At 47.3% G+C, this 15,757-nt stretch carries 6 protein-coding genes and 1 other RNA gene; 2 read left to right on the forward strand and 5 right to left on the reverse strand.

Going from position 1 to position 15,757, the window contains the following annotated elements; genetic code table 11:
• Positions 1-27: 27 nt before the first annotated feature.
• Both dnaX and ffs read right to left on the reverse strand, forming a co-directional pair.
• On the reverse strand, positions 28-2,922 hold the full coding sequence (dnaX, locus tag KHZ77_RS03035; RefSeq protein WP_295195604.1) for a DNA polymerase III subunit gamma/tau: 2,895 nt from the start codon (positions 2,920-2,922) through the stop codon (positions 28-30).
• A 159-nt stretch (positions 2,923-3,081) separates the two neighbouring features.
• Positions 3,082-3,181, reverse strand: an RNA gene (ffs, locus tag KHZ77_RS03040) — signal recognition particle sRNA small type.
• A 381-nt stretch (positions 3,182-3,562) separates the two neighbouring features.
• On the opposite strand from ffs, the gene KHZ77_RS03045 reads away from it, so the two are divergent.
• Complete coding sequence (locus KHZ77_RS03045; RefSeq protein ID WP_295195606.1) at positions 3,563-5,059, forward strand: alanine/glycine:cation symporter family protein; 1,497 nt, start codon at positions 3,563-3,565, stop codon at positions 5,057-5,059.
• A 297-nt stretch (positions 5,060-5,356) separates the two neighbouring features.
• Here the strand turns inward: KHZ77_RS03045 and KHZ77_RS03050 are convergent, their stop codons facing one another.
• The gene (locus KHZ77_RS03050) at positions 5,357-6,553 is read right to left on the reverse strand and encodes a M20 family metallopeptidase (protein ID WP_295195608.1); all 1,197 of its coding nucleotides are present in this window, start codon (positions 6,551-6,553) and stop codon (positions 5,357-5,359) included.
• Positions 6,554-7,033: 480 nt separating this feature from the next.
• Here KHZ77_RS03050 and KHZ77_RS03055 point away from each other — a divergent pair, with 480 nt between their 5' ends.
• Positions 7,034-7,819, forward strand: a complete 786-nt coding sequence (locus KHZ77_RS03055; RefSeq protein ID WP_295195610.1) for a basic amino acid ABC transporter substrate-binding protein — start codon at positions 7,034-7,036, stop codon at positions 7,817-7,819.
• 358 nt (positions 7,820-8,177) lie between these two features.
• Here the strand turns inward: KHZ77_RS03055 and addA are convergent, their stop codons facing one another.
• Positions 8,178-11,999: a helicase-exonuclease AddAB subunit AddA gene (addA, locus tag KHZ77_RS03060; protein ID WP_295195612.1), complete on the reverse strand. Its 3,822-nt coding sequence runs from the start codon at positions 11,997-11,999 to the stop codon at positions 8,178-8,180.
• Positions 11,965-15,576: a PD-(D/E)XK nuclease family protein gene (locus tag KHZ77_RS03065; RefSeq protein ID WP_295195614.1), complete on the reverse strand. Its 3,612-nt coding sequence runs from the start codon at positions 15,574-15,576 to the stop codon at positions 11,965-11,967. The genes addA and KHZ77_RS03065 overlap by 35 nt, the downstream gene beginning before the upstream one ends.
• Positions 15,577-15,757 lie beyond the last annotated feature (181 nt).

The following is a 15,757-nucleotide window of genomic DNA, read 5'->3' on the forward strand; positions in this document are numbered from 1 at the left end:
CCGCATCAAATAGAAAGGGCCTTAAAATTATTCGCCGTCCGAAGCACTTTCTTCATCATCAGGAACGATTTCCACGTAAATATCATTACCTTCCGCTGCAGCCGTTGTTAAGGCGCCTAGCAAAAGAGGATTATTACGTTCTTCTTCCGTACTCGTGTCCGGGGTCCAGCGAGGTAATTCCTGCAGTTCTTCAATCGAAAGGCCTTCATCGTCCGCAGCATCTGCTTCATGTGATCCTTGAGGCGATACAGCAGGCGATATAGCAAATGATGCAACAGGTGCTGCTGTAGGAGATGGTGCTACAGAAGGTGCGGCACTGACGGTTTCTATATCGCCATACACATCATCCAAACTGAACGGTGCCACATCCATCATTTCGCCGTCTTGAAATTCATCGTCCGCCATAGGTATCGCACTCGATGCCGTACTCGGATCAATACCTTGTTCAATGAGGGAGCTGCCAAAGTCATCAATTATCTGCGCACTTTCCGCTTCCGGCACATCACCGTAAGGTTTATTCGTGTCGCCCGATGATACAGTGCTCACCGGCTGTGGACCGCCACTGCCGGCACCATTACCGGCCGGCCCTTTATTAGCAACAGCCGCCTGAGGCGTCGGCACAGGTGCCTGCGGAGCTCTTTGAGCTTGTGGAGCACCTTGTGATGGAGCTGCGCCTCGCATCTGCGCCCCATTTTGAGCCTGTCCCGGCTGGGCACCACCATTTAAACCCTGACGCTTAGCCAGACTGGCCAAGGCCGCCTGTTTGGCGATTTCATGAGGAGTTAGCAGCTCACTGCCGGCGGCTCCGTTTCCGGACATAGGCTGAGCAGCACCTTGAGGGCCCATATGTGCCGACCCCTGTGGTCCGGCCTGAGTTGGTGCCTGACGAACCGGTTGTACCGGCTGTGTCCTATGACCTTGACTGCTACCAGCCCCCTGACGGGATTCTTGCGATGCACCCTGTTCTTGATGCACCGGTTTCGCCTGATTAGCATTTCCTGATTGGCTTTGACCGGAACCGTCATCAACAAGTTTGGCCGCATTTCGGTAAGCCTGTTCCGTCGGACTATTGAGGCTGACGATTTGAATCGACACTTCATAGCCTAATGCATAAGCCATGGCCTGTTCCACTTCAAACAGACGGTCTTCCGTGCCTGCTATGCTCAGCAAGTTTCTAACTTTAAATACGAATACAGCATGTTTTTCATCAATATACACGAGGCCCGCCATCTGATAAAAGCTCTTCGTCATGTTGAAGTTTTTTTTGTCTAAATATTCCAACATTGCTTTTTGTATGGATTTATATTGTTTAGGATTTACCAGACGCTCGCCTAACATGACCGACATATTGCCAGGCATAGAAAGGATCTTTCGTTTACCGCCGTTTCCTTTGCCCCCACCGGTTGCACCGGTATTAGCCGATGTACCGCTTTGCTGTGGCGGCTTTATATTGCCTGTCGAAGGCCGTCCCCCTGCGGGTGGTCTCATACCTACTGAGCCGGCTAATCCTGCAGGACTTGCACCGGTCTGCACGGAAATACCTGAAGGTGCAGTCATAGGCTTGACACCGGGTACAGCACCGTTTACAGGAGGCATTACGCCGGGAGGAACTTGACTGGCTCCAGCTACCCCGGGATCCATAGCCCCTTGACCGGAAGGGGCCACACTCGGAGCCCCGTATGCGCCTGCCATATCAGGACTTACAGAGCCGGTACTGAAACGTCCATCTGCCAAGCCCTGTTCAAGTTCAGTTACGCGTATTGCCAATGAATCGCCGTCACTGTTCAGGCGTCGCTCAATAGCATCTACCCGTTCCACAATGTCTTCCGGTTCCACTTTAACGCGAGCACAAATGCCGAGAAGGCCCATTTCTATTACAATGCGCGGATTATCCACCCGTTTTGCATCATTTAAAACCTGCTGCAACTCTTTTACATAGTAATTCAGTTCGTCCACGCTGCACGAATCAGCTTGCGCCTGAAAAGCTTCTTTGAACGGTTTATATAAGCTCAGTTCTTCCGCTTCAGGCATAACTTTCTGAATTACCAATGCACGCAAATGCTCGATGAGCGCCTCTAAAATCTGACGGCTGTCGCGCCCTTCCATGAGCGCCGTTTTAGCCGCCAACAATAACTGTGCGCCGTCACCGGTTCTAAGGTACGTGAAGAACTGAATAATCCATTCCTTGCTGACCAGACCGATCATATCCTCAACCGTAGCAGCCGTTATGGTATCCGATGTCATACCGGAACACTGGTCTAAAATACTGAGCGCATCGCGAAGGCCTCCGTCCGCATGAATGGCGATAAGTTGCGCCGCCTGCGGATCCAAGGAAATATTCGATGCGTTGGCCACTTTCATCAAGTGCTCGCTAATGTCTTCCGCTGTAATACGTCGGAAGGTATAGCGCTGACAACGGGATAAAATAGTGACCGGCAATTTGTCGATTTCCGTTGTAGCGAAGATAAACAGCACATGGTCCGGTGGTTCTTCAATGGTTTTCAACAGCGCATTCCACGCTTCATTCGTGAGCATGTGCGCTTCGTCGATGATGAAGATCTTCTTGCGACCTTCGGCGGGCATGAATTTAACACTTTCACGGAGCGCGCGAATTTCATCAATACCGCGGTTGGACGCCGCATCGATTTCCACCACGTCCATGGACTGCCCGTTTAAAATCTGTTTACAGCTGGCACATTCGTTGCAAGGATGGTCGGTCGGCCCTTTTTCACAATTAATGGCGCGAGCAAAAATCTTGGCCACACTGGTTTTCCCTGTACCGCGCGGTCCTGAGAATAAGTAGGCATGAGCCACTTTATCTTCCCGGATAGCCCGCATCAAGGTCTCGCTGACCTGCTTCTGCCCTACTACATCGGTAAATGTTTGCGGACGCCATTTTCTGTATAAAGCTAAATAGCTCATAAGGCCCTCCTCCCTAAGCAACATGTGCTCTGTATTTTAACTGACAAGGCCTGTTCCGCCTTGTATGAAATAATTCTTATTTTCGAAAATAAGCTAATATGCAAAAAAGCAGCGGTAACCGCTGCTTTTCTTCTGCCGCAGCAGCACTCGATTATGACAGCCTCATAGGTTCCCTCGTGGCACATGAAAGTAACCGCTTAGTGCTGCTATCTCTCGATCCTGACACGATTCACAGGCTCTCATTGCACGAGCCCCACAAGACTGCCATAATCCAGTCCTGCATTACGGCTAGCTCTAATATTATATACTAAATATTGTGAAATGACAAGCAAGGACCATCGGCATACCGTAAGGACATGTAAGGGACATAATCGCCCATTAATACATTCCGGTCTATTTCTAGTTCAACCTCAGTCTATCTTTAATTCGATCCCGCCCATCTATAATTCGTTCCAATCTTGCTCTTATTCTACTAATAAACTATGAATATTCACAATATGTGTACAAAAAGTTTTTCTATAGGATATACGAATTTAGTTTTTATGTAGTATAATAGATTTTGTGTTTTTTTAACCCAATTTTATTTAAAAATCATATATTTGCGATTAGTTTCTTGTTTTTTTGTAAAGAAAGGATTTTTATGGAATTACTTAACAGTTACATTAGCTCATTTACCGGTTTCCTTTGGGACTACATCATCATTATTCTATTAATTGGTGCCGGTATTTGGTTCTCCTTCAGCACGAAGTTCATCCAAATTCGTGAGCTTAAGGAAATGGTACGTCTCCTCGGTGAAGGTGTGGGCAAGAAAACGGAAGGGAATCGCATTTCCTCCTTCCAGGCATTCTGTGTAAGTTCCGCATCCCGCGTAGGCGTAGGCAACATTGCCGGTATCGCCATTGCGGTCGTACTCGGCGGTCCCGGTGCAGTCTTCTGGATGTGGTTCATCGCCTTCCTCGGTGCTGCTACAGGCTTCATCGAAAGTACATTGGCTCAGATTTACAAGGAGCCTTCTAAAAAAGGCGGCTTCCACGGCGGTCCTGCTTACTACATTAAAGCCGGTTTAAAAAGCCCTGTATTCGCGTTCCTCTTTGCCGTGCTTATCAGCGTAACATACGGCTTAATTTACAACTCCGTACAGGCTAACACGTTGGCCATGTCCATGCAGGTATTTAGCTTAAGTAATCAATGGATCGGTATTATCGTCGCGCTCTTAACTGCTGTCGTTATCTTCGGCGGTGTAGCCCGTATTGCCAAAGTAAGTGAATGGCTTGTGCCAATCATGGCCGGCATTTACATCTTAACAGCGGTTATTATCACCCTCATTCACATTGATGCATTACCTGGCATTTTCTACCGTATCTTTACAGAAGCATTCAGCTTTGATGCCGCTACAGGCGGTTTCTTCGGCGCCGCAATGATGAACGGTATCAAGCGCGGTCTCTTCTCCAACGAAGCCGGTGAAGGTTCTGTACCGAATGCGGCTGCTACCGCTGATGTAAGCCATCCTGTAAAACAAGGTCTCATTCAGAGCTTCGGCGTTTTCGTGGACACCTTCCTCGTATGTAGTGCGTCCGCATTTATCGTATTGGTTTCCGGTAACTATGAAACAGCAGGTATGACGGGTATCGAATTGGTACAACACGACTTGTCCTTCCAATTAGGCAGCTGGGCTCCTAGCGTAATGGCCATTTTCATCTTCATGTTCGCCTTCTCTTCCATCGTGGGCAACTACTACTATGGTGAAATCAACATCGCTCATTTAACTAAAAATCCACTTTACCTCAACATTTTCCGCGTACTTGTTGTATTCATGGTATACTTCGGCTCCATCGCTTCCTTGGATCTCGTATGGAATCTGGCCGACTTATTTATGGCCTTCATGGTTCTTACCAACGTAACCTCTATTATTCTCTTAGGTAAACAGGCAATCATTGCCATGAACGATTACTTTAAACAGAAAAAAGCAGGCGTATTGGAACCTGTGTTCCATCGCAGCACCTTGCCTAACACTGACGGCATCGTTTGGTGGCACGAAGGCGCGAAACATCCGGATCAGCCGTCCAACGATTTCCATGATCCATCCGGTGTATCCGCGAAAGATTTAGACAGCATGGCACAAAAAATGCACAAATAAAATTCACTACATAACATGGTGAAATAGTTTGTATTAAGTGCTCTATGCAGAATAAAAACTTATAAAACTAAGACAAAATAAAAATACATCCTCTGCAAAGAAGGTCGTTCAACGATGCCTTCACTTGTAGGGGATGTATTTTTTATTACGCCAGTCTTATTAAGCCAGCTATACTTGTCTAATCTTGCTTATACTTTTCTAAGCTTGCTTATACTTTTCTAAATTTGGTTATACTTTTCTAAGCTTGGTTGTACTGCTCTAAACTTGGTTATGCTTTTCTATGCTGGCCATATTTTTCTAAGCCTGGTTAAATTCCTTTTTAATGGCTTCCAACTTAGCCGGATCTTCCATTAGATGCAACAATGTTTTCACGATAATGGACGCCCCTTCAGTAATGGAGGTTTTAATGGTCGGTTCGCTCATAGCCTTCGCAAATCCAATCGTGTGCGCCACTTTGTCGTCTCCTTTAAGACGCAAGGTCGGATGGAATGCAGGACACACCTTACTTACATTGCCGATGTCGGAGCTACCCAAGTCGGTCGGTTTTCCGTCTTTATGAGGTAATCCCAATTCGTCATACACTTCGCTGATAAGTGCCGTCCCTGCTTCATTCCACTTCATGTCGTCAAAGCTGTTGCCATACATATTCATTTCGTAGGTAGTACCGGTTGCAATGGCCGCACCTTTTACGCAATTGCGCACTTTTTCCACCAAGGTATTCAAGTAATCTCGTTCTGTATGGCGCACGCAGATTTCAAATTCCGTATATTCAGGAATTACATTGGATGCGTTACCGCCGTTAATTACATAGTAACCGATACGCGTTTCCGGACGAGTCTGCTGACGCATCATGTCGATGGCCTGGAACGCCAAGTTCATGCTGTTCAATGCATTAACGCCGTTCCAAGGTTCGCCTGCCGCATGAGCCGGTACTCCTTTGAAAGATACGCGGTAGCAGTCCAACGCGAGGAATGCGGAGTTAGGACGGGATTCCACACCATCCATGTGAACCATAATAGCAAAATCATAGCCGTTGAAGGCGCCCGCATTTACCAGGTCAACTTTGCCGCCGGTCGCTTCTTCGTCCGGTGTACCGATAATATCCACGTCCATCGGCAATCCGCCCTTACCTTCAGCCAATAATGACTCGTGAAGGGATTTCAGCGTAAGTGCCGACAAGACACTGATGGAACCGCTTGCACAGTGACCGCACGCATGACCGATATCCGGGAGTGCGTCGTATTCTGCCAGAATCGCAAGGCGAGGACGATTTGCGCCTTCACCTTTTACCACAGTCCCTTTAAATGCATTGGCTACGCCGCAAAGTTCCGCTTCTACAGTAATGCCCGCCTCCTCCAATGTTTGGCGAATGAACGCTGACGATTTTACTTCCTTCCCGGATACTTCCGGATGCGCCGCCAATTCAAAGTTGATGGCAAAAGCATGTTCCTTGTTTTTATCCATATGCGACTGTGCCGCTTCCCAGTATTTCATAGTAAACTCCTTTATTTCTATCTGACTATAACTATATATATTGCAAAATCCTTTCATCATGGAAAATTATACTCAATATTTCTTGCTTACGCAAGTTTATACATACATCTATGTTGTATCCGCGAGAATTAAAATTCACCACACCCACCTTGTCACTTATAGCTTTTACTATATTTAAAGCCATATTCAAAGTTGTGCTACAATTCAAGCATGTGTTTTTATTACTAAAATTATGCATAATTTTCATTATTTATGTATTGATATTTATACAGAAACACGGTATAATGTGCGTATGCATTTAAGAAAAGACACAAGTACGTTGTGAGTTGACGTTTTAAGGGCACATCGCTTATGATTCGAAAAGTCTTAGTCGCCGGTTGTGGCGTGGCAGCACAAAGTCATAGTGGTAAAACGGCAGTCAGTAGTCGAAGATTGTGACATACAATCCGTTGCCCGTCTGTTGTGATTAAGGAGGCATATATGTTTAACAGTCTTAAGAAATTCGCATCCAAGAAAGTGGTTCTCGGCGTAACCGCCGCTTTATTAGCCGTAGGTCTTTTGGCCGGCTGTGGCAGTGACACTGCTCAAAAAGAAAAAGTTCTTCGTGTAGGTTCTGAAACAACCTTCCCTCCATTTGAATTCGCTGAAGGCGACAAATACGTTGGTTTCGATATCGACTTGGCTGACGCTTTAGCTAAAAAAATGGGCTACAAAATGGAATTCAAGAGCATGGGCTTTGACGCTTTGATTCCTGCTCTTCAAAGTAACGATATCGACATGATCGCTGCCGGCATCAACTCCACTCCGGAACGTGCCAAAGCAGTTGATTTCAGTGACCCTTACTTCACTGAAGGCGGCTTCGCTATCGTAGTTCGTAAAGACAACACTAACATCAACGACTGGAAAGACCTTGAAGGCAAACGTATCGTAACTCAGATCGGTACTATTCCTTCCGAAATGGCTCGTAAAATCCCTGGCGTACAGTTAAAAGAAGTGGACAGCAACTCTCAAGCATTCAACGAACTTCAAGCTAATACAGTTGACGCTATGATCCTCGACAACGCTGTTGCTATGTACTACTTAAAACAAGGCGCTGACAAAGACCTTAAACTTACCGGCGAACCTACTAAAGGCGAACCAGTTGTATGGGCATTCCGCAAAGGGGACAACGAACTTCGCGAAAAAGCTAACAAAGCTTTACAAGAGTTAAAAGCTGACGGCACATACCAGAAAATTTACGACAAATGGTTCGGTGCTAACAAATAATTAGTGCAATTCAGTACTGGCCGATACTTGGTTTCTTTCGGTAACGGCAACGAATTGGTACAATTCAGTGCCAACAAACAATCGGTACTTGCGTTTACGTGAACATGCACACAACGCCTATACCGTTGCATGAGTTACCGCGACCTACCCGGTAACTACGTATTCAATAGTATAAATAAAAGGAGCTCTCCCGGAGCTCCTTTTTCATTTGCCTATATAACTATAAAGCTTTTAGGCTTCTATATTTTTTGCTTTTAAGCATTTATACTTTCATTCTTTTAGACTTTCATGCTTTTATGTGTTTATACATTCATGCCTTGATGCAAATATACGTGTATGCTTATATGTTTTTGTCATTTTACAGGTTCATCGATACCGCATCATGGAGCGCGAAGGAGTAGATATAAACTTCCTTCACACGGCGATTAGTCAAACGTTCCAACGCCTCTTTGTACAGTTTGAGTTGCAAGCTATACCGGCGACGCAGCTCGTCACCGGAGGTAACGCGGTCCGTCTTATAATCCACCAACACCCATTCCTCATCTTCCAGGAACACCGTATCAATTATACCTTGTAAGAAAAGGCTGTCTTCGCCCGTTACATCCGGGTACACCTTTTTTGCATCGAAGAGCAAGCTGAACGGCCATTCCCGTTCAATCCGCGGCGATGCCAGCAGGCGTTTGCCCAAATCGGAAATAAAGAAACGGTATAAACTGCCAAGGCCCAACACATTTCGTTCGGCCTCCGTAAAATATCCATTCAAGGTTAACTCATCCAATGCCTGGCTGAGACTTTCTTTTGTATATGGCACAAGTGGCAACCATTGCATCGCCTCATGCATCAACGTACCCCATTGAGCGCCGCTCTGACTGACAGGCGTTTCCGTCAATGCAGTAGGTTCCATACCGAAAATACCCAGATCTTCAGCACTTTCAATTCCTCCGGTCACAACCGCATCAGCGTCATTGCCCACATTAGAAGATGGATGTGCCGTAACGGTTGGCTCCGGTTCTGCAGAAGAACGTTCAGAAACTTCAGCTGCCGTAGTGCTGATCGGCTCCGCAATATCCTCCAATTCAGCAAAGCGCCGTTTTAACTCACTCACAGATATTTTAGCCGCCTTGGTAGTGGCTCCTTCATGGGGATAGGTAAAATCGAATCGTTCTGCAATGTTCTGCGGCAACGGATCCGCCTTAATCGGTGCCAATTCGCGCACTACGTCGAGCATTTTATTTTCATGGTCCTTCGTAAATAAACGACCGCGATAGTCATTTCCGTCGTGAATTTCAATCGTCACATTACATTTCTTATCCGGCAAGTCCATAAGGCCCGGCTCTTCCACACCGCTATTAACGCGCAAAATATTGCCGCTAATATGTCGTCCCAAAGCCATTAAGAGCCAGGATAAGTATGATTTCCCCGACTGTATCAAGGTGGCCGGGAAGCTTGGCGTACTCACTACGAGCCCCGGTGCTACCCAGGATTTGCACTCCGATTCCAAGCCTCGAATATATCCCGTAATGTACAGTTTATCGCGTGCACGTGTCAGGGCTACGTATAAAATACGCTCTTCTTCGGACTTCATGGCATGTTCCGCCTGCGCTTTCGCGTAAAGCCAGGAGAACGAGCCGTACAAGAGACGGTATTCTTCAAAATATCCTTTCAGGCCGATACCGCTGGTACTGTCTAAAATCATGGCCTTTTTTAAGTCCTGCGTATTGAAGCCTTTGTTCACTGATGCCAGGAATACAACCGGGAACTCGAGCCCCTTACTCTTGTGAATGGTCATAACTCGCACCACATTGTCCGCTTCGCTCACCGTTGTGCCCGGTCCCAAATCCTTACCCGCTTCCTGCAAACTTTCCAAGAAGCGAAGGAAACGGAACAGACCGCGGAAACTGCCCGACTCGTACTGTTTAGCGCGAGTGTAAAGAGCCATTACATTGGCACGGCGCACCAATCCGTTCGGCATGGCGCTGACGTATTCCAAATAATTCATTTCTTCGTAAATCGTCCAAAGCAAATCACTTACACTGTGACGTCGAGAGTAGGTGCGCCAGTTTTCCAAACGGGCAATAAACTGACGCAACAAGTTATTGTCATATGTTTCCGCATACACAGGCAATGCCGACCAAAGAGAGCCGTCGCCGCACAGGCGCAAACGTCCCAGTTCATTCGCATCCATGCCCACAAAGGAAGATGCCAATACCACAGCCATCGGCAAATCCTGCTCCGGATTATCAATGATTTGAAGCAGTGAAATGAGCAATTTAATTTCAATGGCACTGAAGTAGCCTGTCTTTTCTTCCGCATAGGCCGGAATATTAACGGCGCGCAACGCTTCGACAATACGGCTGCCCTTACCGGCCGTAGAGCGTAGCAAAATAACAATATCGCGCCACATAATTTCGCGGAATGATCCGTCCGGCTCCTGCACCTTCTTCTTTTGAGCCATCAATTCCTGAATTTTTTCTACAATAAAGGCAATTTCCTTGTCCTGATTGTCCAATTCATCACGATCATCCTCTTCAGAACCGCCATAGCTCGGTGCAGGGCTCTCCTCCGTCTTCACATCAATAAGATGCATTTCCACAGGGCCGCCGACCCAGTCTTCCGGCGCGTCTTCTACATAGCGCCCCGGGTTTAACGCTTCTTCGTCGCCATAATCCAGCTCCGCCCCGGACTTGGTCATAATCTGTCGGAACAGGAAGTTCGTAAATGTCAAAATGTTCGCTTCAGAACGGAAGTTTTTCGCCAAATCGATGCGCCGTTCCACATCGTCCAGTTCTTTGCCGAAGTCATTATATTTCTCCAAAAACAACCCCGGATTGGCCATACGGAAGCGGTAAATACTCTGCTTTACGTCACCTACATAGAAACGGTTATCTTTACGCGACACGGCGTTTACAATCGCTTCCTGCACACCGCTCGTATCCTGATATTCATCGACCATGACTTCCTTAAACTGTTTCCGCAGTTCCAACGCCACCTCGGATGGTGCCCAGGAGCCATCGTCCTGCTTATCGCGAAGCAAAGCCAGGCAAAGATGTTCCAAATCAGAAAAGTCCACCATGCCCTCTTCTTTTTTACGGGCCTGGAAATGGTCAATAAAGGCTTTCGTCAACGACACAAGTCCATGTATATATGGCAGTTGCTGCTCAATTTGCGCGCGGAACTGTTCTTCCGTCACGCCGAACGGCCCCTGACTCATGCCCTTCAGCTGATCTTGATTCAATTTACCTAAAGTGGATGTTTTCGAAACAACGCCCGCATTGATAGCGCCGGTTTGCAAGCCCGTTTTATACTTGTCCGTGCGGAAAGCCTTGAATTTATGACCGCCTACCATTGCTGCGGCGGTTACCATTTCGTCCCAGGTTTCAGCCGATTTGAGCGCATCCATGATGTACTCTACGGAGCTTACATGTTCGTCCCAGGCAAATGGCCCTTCCGGCAAGGCAATGAGTTGCCTCATTTCCTCGTAGCGTCCTTCAATTTCTTGAATCAATTCCTGCTGACGCTCCCAGAAGTATGCACCCCACAAGGTCTCTTGAATTGGCAAATTTTTACTGTCCGTATAAAGTGCTTCCGCCCTTTCCAGCCAACCCATTGGATCGTCCTGTGCCATAACGAACGTATGCAGATTGAGAATCTGCTCCTTAATGCCGTCATCGGAACGCGTGCTTCCGAACATGTCCGCCAGCTTATAAATATTATATGAGTTATCACTATACGCCTGAATCAGGAGCTCGTCCAACACTTCCGATTTTATCAGAAGGAGCTCCGATTCATTGCCGATGCGGAACGTAGGATCAATATCCAGACGGTAGAAATAATGACTGATTACCCACTGGCAAAAGGAGTGAAGTGTAGAAATGTGAGCGGACGGCAGCAAACTGATCTGTTCTTCCAAATAGGGATTATTCGTCTCACTGAAAACGGAAGACAGTTTCGCTCCAATGCGAGCCCGCATTTCTGCAGCGGCCGCCTTCGTAAAGGTTACGACCAACAGTTCCTGAATGGATAAGGGACGCTCCGTATCCTGTAAGCGCTGTATAATGCGCTCTACCAATACGGCAGTCTTGCCGGATCCGGCTGCAGCCGCCACCAATAGAGTCTGCGAATCGCGACTTCCCGGGCGAGGCGCATCAATTGCCATCTGCTGTTCTGTTGTCCACTTCATACACCTCACCTCCTTTCTCCATCTTATCCAGTGCTTCATCTTCACTCAATTTATCTATATAGCGGTACGCGTTGCGGCTATTTTCGAAGCGGCACAAGGCCTTAAACTGGCAGAAGCCGCAAGGAATTTCATCGCCGTAATTATACGGGCTGATAGGGAAATGTCCTTCCAGCATATGTTCGCCGGCACGGCCCATCACCTGCTCCGCATAGCTCGTGAGTACATTAAACTGTTCCGCCGATTTCACTAAATCCTTGTCGCCGCTGTGAATCCCGCCCTTGCTGGTAATACGAAGCGGCACATAGGTAGCCTTCGAGGTTTTTGCTTCTTCCAAGGATTCATCAATCTTGATGAGCACATCCACATTATCTGTGAAATAGCCCGTATTCCTAATTTCGCCCTTTTTCTCAACAATTTGAGGGGCCGTAATCTCTGTCACCATAGAGGATATACTAATGCGCGGATTTTGCACAAAGCTATATACCAACGCGGCCGGCACCAAACCCGCTGCGCGCTGTGCTTTTTCAAGGGCCAGTAAATACGTGACTAACTGCAATTTTAAACCGTAATAGATTTCAGACGCTGTCACCTTAATATTGCCGGTTTTGTAGTCTACTACGAGTCCATAGGTACGTGAACCGTCGTTCCATTCATCTACGCGGTCCAATTGCCCCTGCAGTCGAATGTGGTTGGCTCCTCCTAAGGGGATCATAACCGGAGGCCAACTCTGTCGGCCGCTGCCGAAATTCTGTTCCAAATACTTCGTATCAAAAACACTCTTTCGCGACCAGTCGCTTAGGCGTGCCACCGTGCGTCGCAGCGTATCTTCCAAACGCTGGCGCAACACGATTTCATACACATTCTCGTCTTCACCTAAATGCACTTCTTCCGCGATTTCGTCAATTACTGCTTTACACAACTCGTCCGTATTTACACCCTCAATATCGCGCCATTGCTTCTGCTCACGCAAAAGTTGCTGTCCCAGCAAGCGCAAGCTTTCATGTAAAAACGTACCGATTTCCGGTGCGCCGAACTGTTTTACCGGACGGTCATCCAACTTAAGACCGTATTGCGCATAAAATGCGAACGGACACTTCTGATATCGTTCAATTCGCGTCACCGAGCCGCTGAGAGCATCATTTCTGAAGAGTAATGCCTGTACAATATCTCGCTGCACCGGCGGCACTTCATTGGAGTCCAACGCCCCTCGCGTAGCTAAACGCAAGCTATCTTTATATTCATTTACGCGGGTCCATTCGTAAACGCTTCGCCAAATAGGCGATAATTCATCCCCGTGAGCCAAACTGCTCATTTGCCCCGCTAAAAGATGTAAACTCTGTTCAGGGCGCCACAAATAATCCGCAAGCTGATCCTCTGGTATGGTAAGTGGCACATCTTCCGCGGGTCCTACATAACCAAGCTGCTGCCACCGCTTGAGCGGCAAAGCCATTTCCAATGCGCCACCGTCATCCGTATCGCCTTCCGACGATTTAGCGCAGGAAATATAGAGCTGCTCCGTACAACGGGTACAAGCCAAATACAAGAGGAAGTTTTCGTTAAATGCGCGCACCAATGCGCCTTCCGCCAGAGTAACTCCCGCTTCCTTCAACGCTACACGCTCGCCGTCATTTAACAATCCTTCATCGCCCATATGTTGAGGAAATACACCGTCATTAAGCCCCATAAGGAATACGACCGGATGCTCCCGCGTATAGCCACGTTCAATCGTCGTAACAATGACGTGATCCAAACTTGGTGGCACCAGGGAATACGTCACATTCTCAATGCCTTCTTCCAGCAAAAGTTCCAATTCGGCGATCGTTAAATCATCGTCCAGTTCCAGCTTCATAATCTCGTCAAACAGGCCGATAACTTGCTTATACATTTGTTCATGAGCGGATGCTTCTTCTGTTTCACCCGCTTCACGAGCCGCTTCAGTCCATTCATGCAAGCGTTGCGGCACACCTACAGAAAGCATCGTTTTATATAGAAACTCACACCATTCACTGCCTTTATGAGCCGTTTTAGCAAATTTCCACAACGGCAGCAACTGCTCCATAATTAGGGTACGACTTTCATTTACGCGCGCACAGCGATCTTCTTCACCGGGCAGCGGAATGCGATTCTGTGCAAAAGAAGCTTCCCCTGCTTGTTCATCGCGATTCTGAACCGATGTCACATCCACAGCTTGATCGGCGCCACTCTGCATTGTTTCTTCCCCATCAGTGTTTTCACTTTCATCGCGAGTTTCTTCCGCAACAAAGCGGTTATAACGCATATACTCCCATTTATCTTTGAGCCACATGAGGTCACGAATGCCGAATTCCAGGCAATAGTTTTCCAGTTCGTCTACCTGGGTGCGCGTTAAGTTCCAGAAGTCTGTTTTCAAAAGTCTGAAAATCGCATCATGATTGAATTGGCGATGAACCACTTCCAAAAGACCCAACAAAAAATCACCTAGCGGATGACTCACGATTGGACGGGTTCGATCCGAAAAATACGGAATATTGTAGCGTTTTAACGCCTTCTCCAATACGTCTCCGTAAGTTTCCGATTCGCGCAACATAATCGCCATATGCCGCCAACGGCGTCCCTGCGTTTCCATTTCTTGTAAAATTTTACGGCACACCGCATCCGCTTCGCGCTCCCGATTGTATGCCAATGTGAACGGCAATGTATCCGACACTGTATTTCCTTTAGCAGGTGTATCGAAATAGCGCGTAGCCAGTTCTTTCACAGCCGGATTTTTGAAACGGCGGGTCTCCGTAAATTTACGAATCTCCATGTTTTTACCATAGTGTGTAAATAACTCGGTAAACACCTCATGTGTACGGCCAAAGAGGCGCAACTTCGAAGGCTCCACATTCACTTGCGCTAGCTCAGGAGGAAGGGTAAGTGTTACGATACTGTCCTTCGCCAGTGAAATGAGGGTATGCACCAACTCCATCTGTAATGGCGTAAACCAATGGAAACCGTCAATGATGACATGGCTATTTTTTAATAGGGGGCTAAGCGGTAAATCTTCGATGAGTTCACTCAGTTGATCCTGACCGTCCACGCCCACTTCACCGGCTAAAGCCTCATAGGAGTCCATTAAATGTGCCAACTCATTCAACTTGCGCTGCAACACGATGGATTCCACCTGTTGCGCGCCTTGGCGCAGACTGTCCCCATTGACCTTAAAATTATGACATTCTGTCAACAGTTGCTGCACAATATCCGCAAAATGAGGCTGTTTCGCCACTTGTCCCAATAACTCCAGCGAACCGCCCTGACGCTTCATAACAAGGCGAAGCAATAATTTTTTACCGATGTCCGACAAGCCGGTGCTGCGCACCTTGCCCAGCGATTGAAACACCTGATAGGCCAGTCGACTGAAGCCCACTACACGAACCGTTGTGAAGCCGCCTTCATCCATAAATTCCGCCAGCCGGCGCTCCGTTACATACGTAGCCGGATCCAGTACAAGCATAATAATCGGCTCACCCGGAAAGCGCTTCATCGTGTCCTTGATGTACTCGAAACACGCTTCCGTTTTACCTGTACCGGCCCTTCCCAGATACAATGAAATTCCCATCTTAACTCCTATACTGACTCACTTAATAACGCACTCACTGATACAATTATCAATTCGTTAATAATATATTATCTACTATATACGTTAACTCGACCTGATTCTTACATGCATCTATTATATCATTTTCAAGGCATCCCCCTCAAAATATCCTCGTGCTCCCATGGTTAATAAAATTTAACCT

The organism is Veillonella sp. (assembly GCF_018364065.1).
Lineage (GTDB): Bacteria > Bacillota > Negativicutes > Veillonellales > Veillonellaceae > Veillonella_A.

Excerpts from the sequence above, each read along its gene's own strand:
- dnaX (WP_295195604.1), bottom strand. The coding sequence starts at position 2,922 with ATGAGCTATTTAGCTTTATACAGAAAATGGCGTCCGCAAACATTTACC.
- KHZ77_RS03045 (WP_295195606.1), top strand. The coding sequence starts at position 3,563 with ATGGAATTACTTAACAGTTACATTAGCTCATTTACCGGTTTCCTTTGG.
- KHZ77_RS03050 (WP_295195608.1), bottom strand. The coding sequence starts at position 6,553 with ATGAAATACTGGGAAGCGGCACAGTCGCATATGGATAAAAACAAGGAA.
- KHZ77_RS03055 (WP_295195610.1), top strand. The coding sequence starts at position 7,034 with ATGTTTAACAGTCTTAAGAAATTCGCATCCAAGAAAGTGGTTCTCGGC.
- addA (WP_295195612.1), bottom strand. The coding sequence starts at position 11,999 with ATGAAGTGGACAACAGAACAGCAGATGGCAATTGATGCGCCTCGCCCG.
- KHZ77_RS03065 (WP_295195614.1), bottom strand. The coding sequence starts at position 15,576 with ATGGGAATTTCATTGTATCTGGGAAGGGCCGGTACAGGTAAAACGGAA.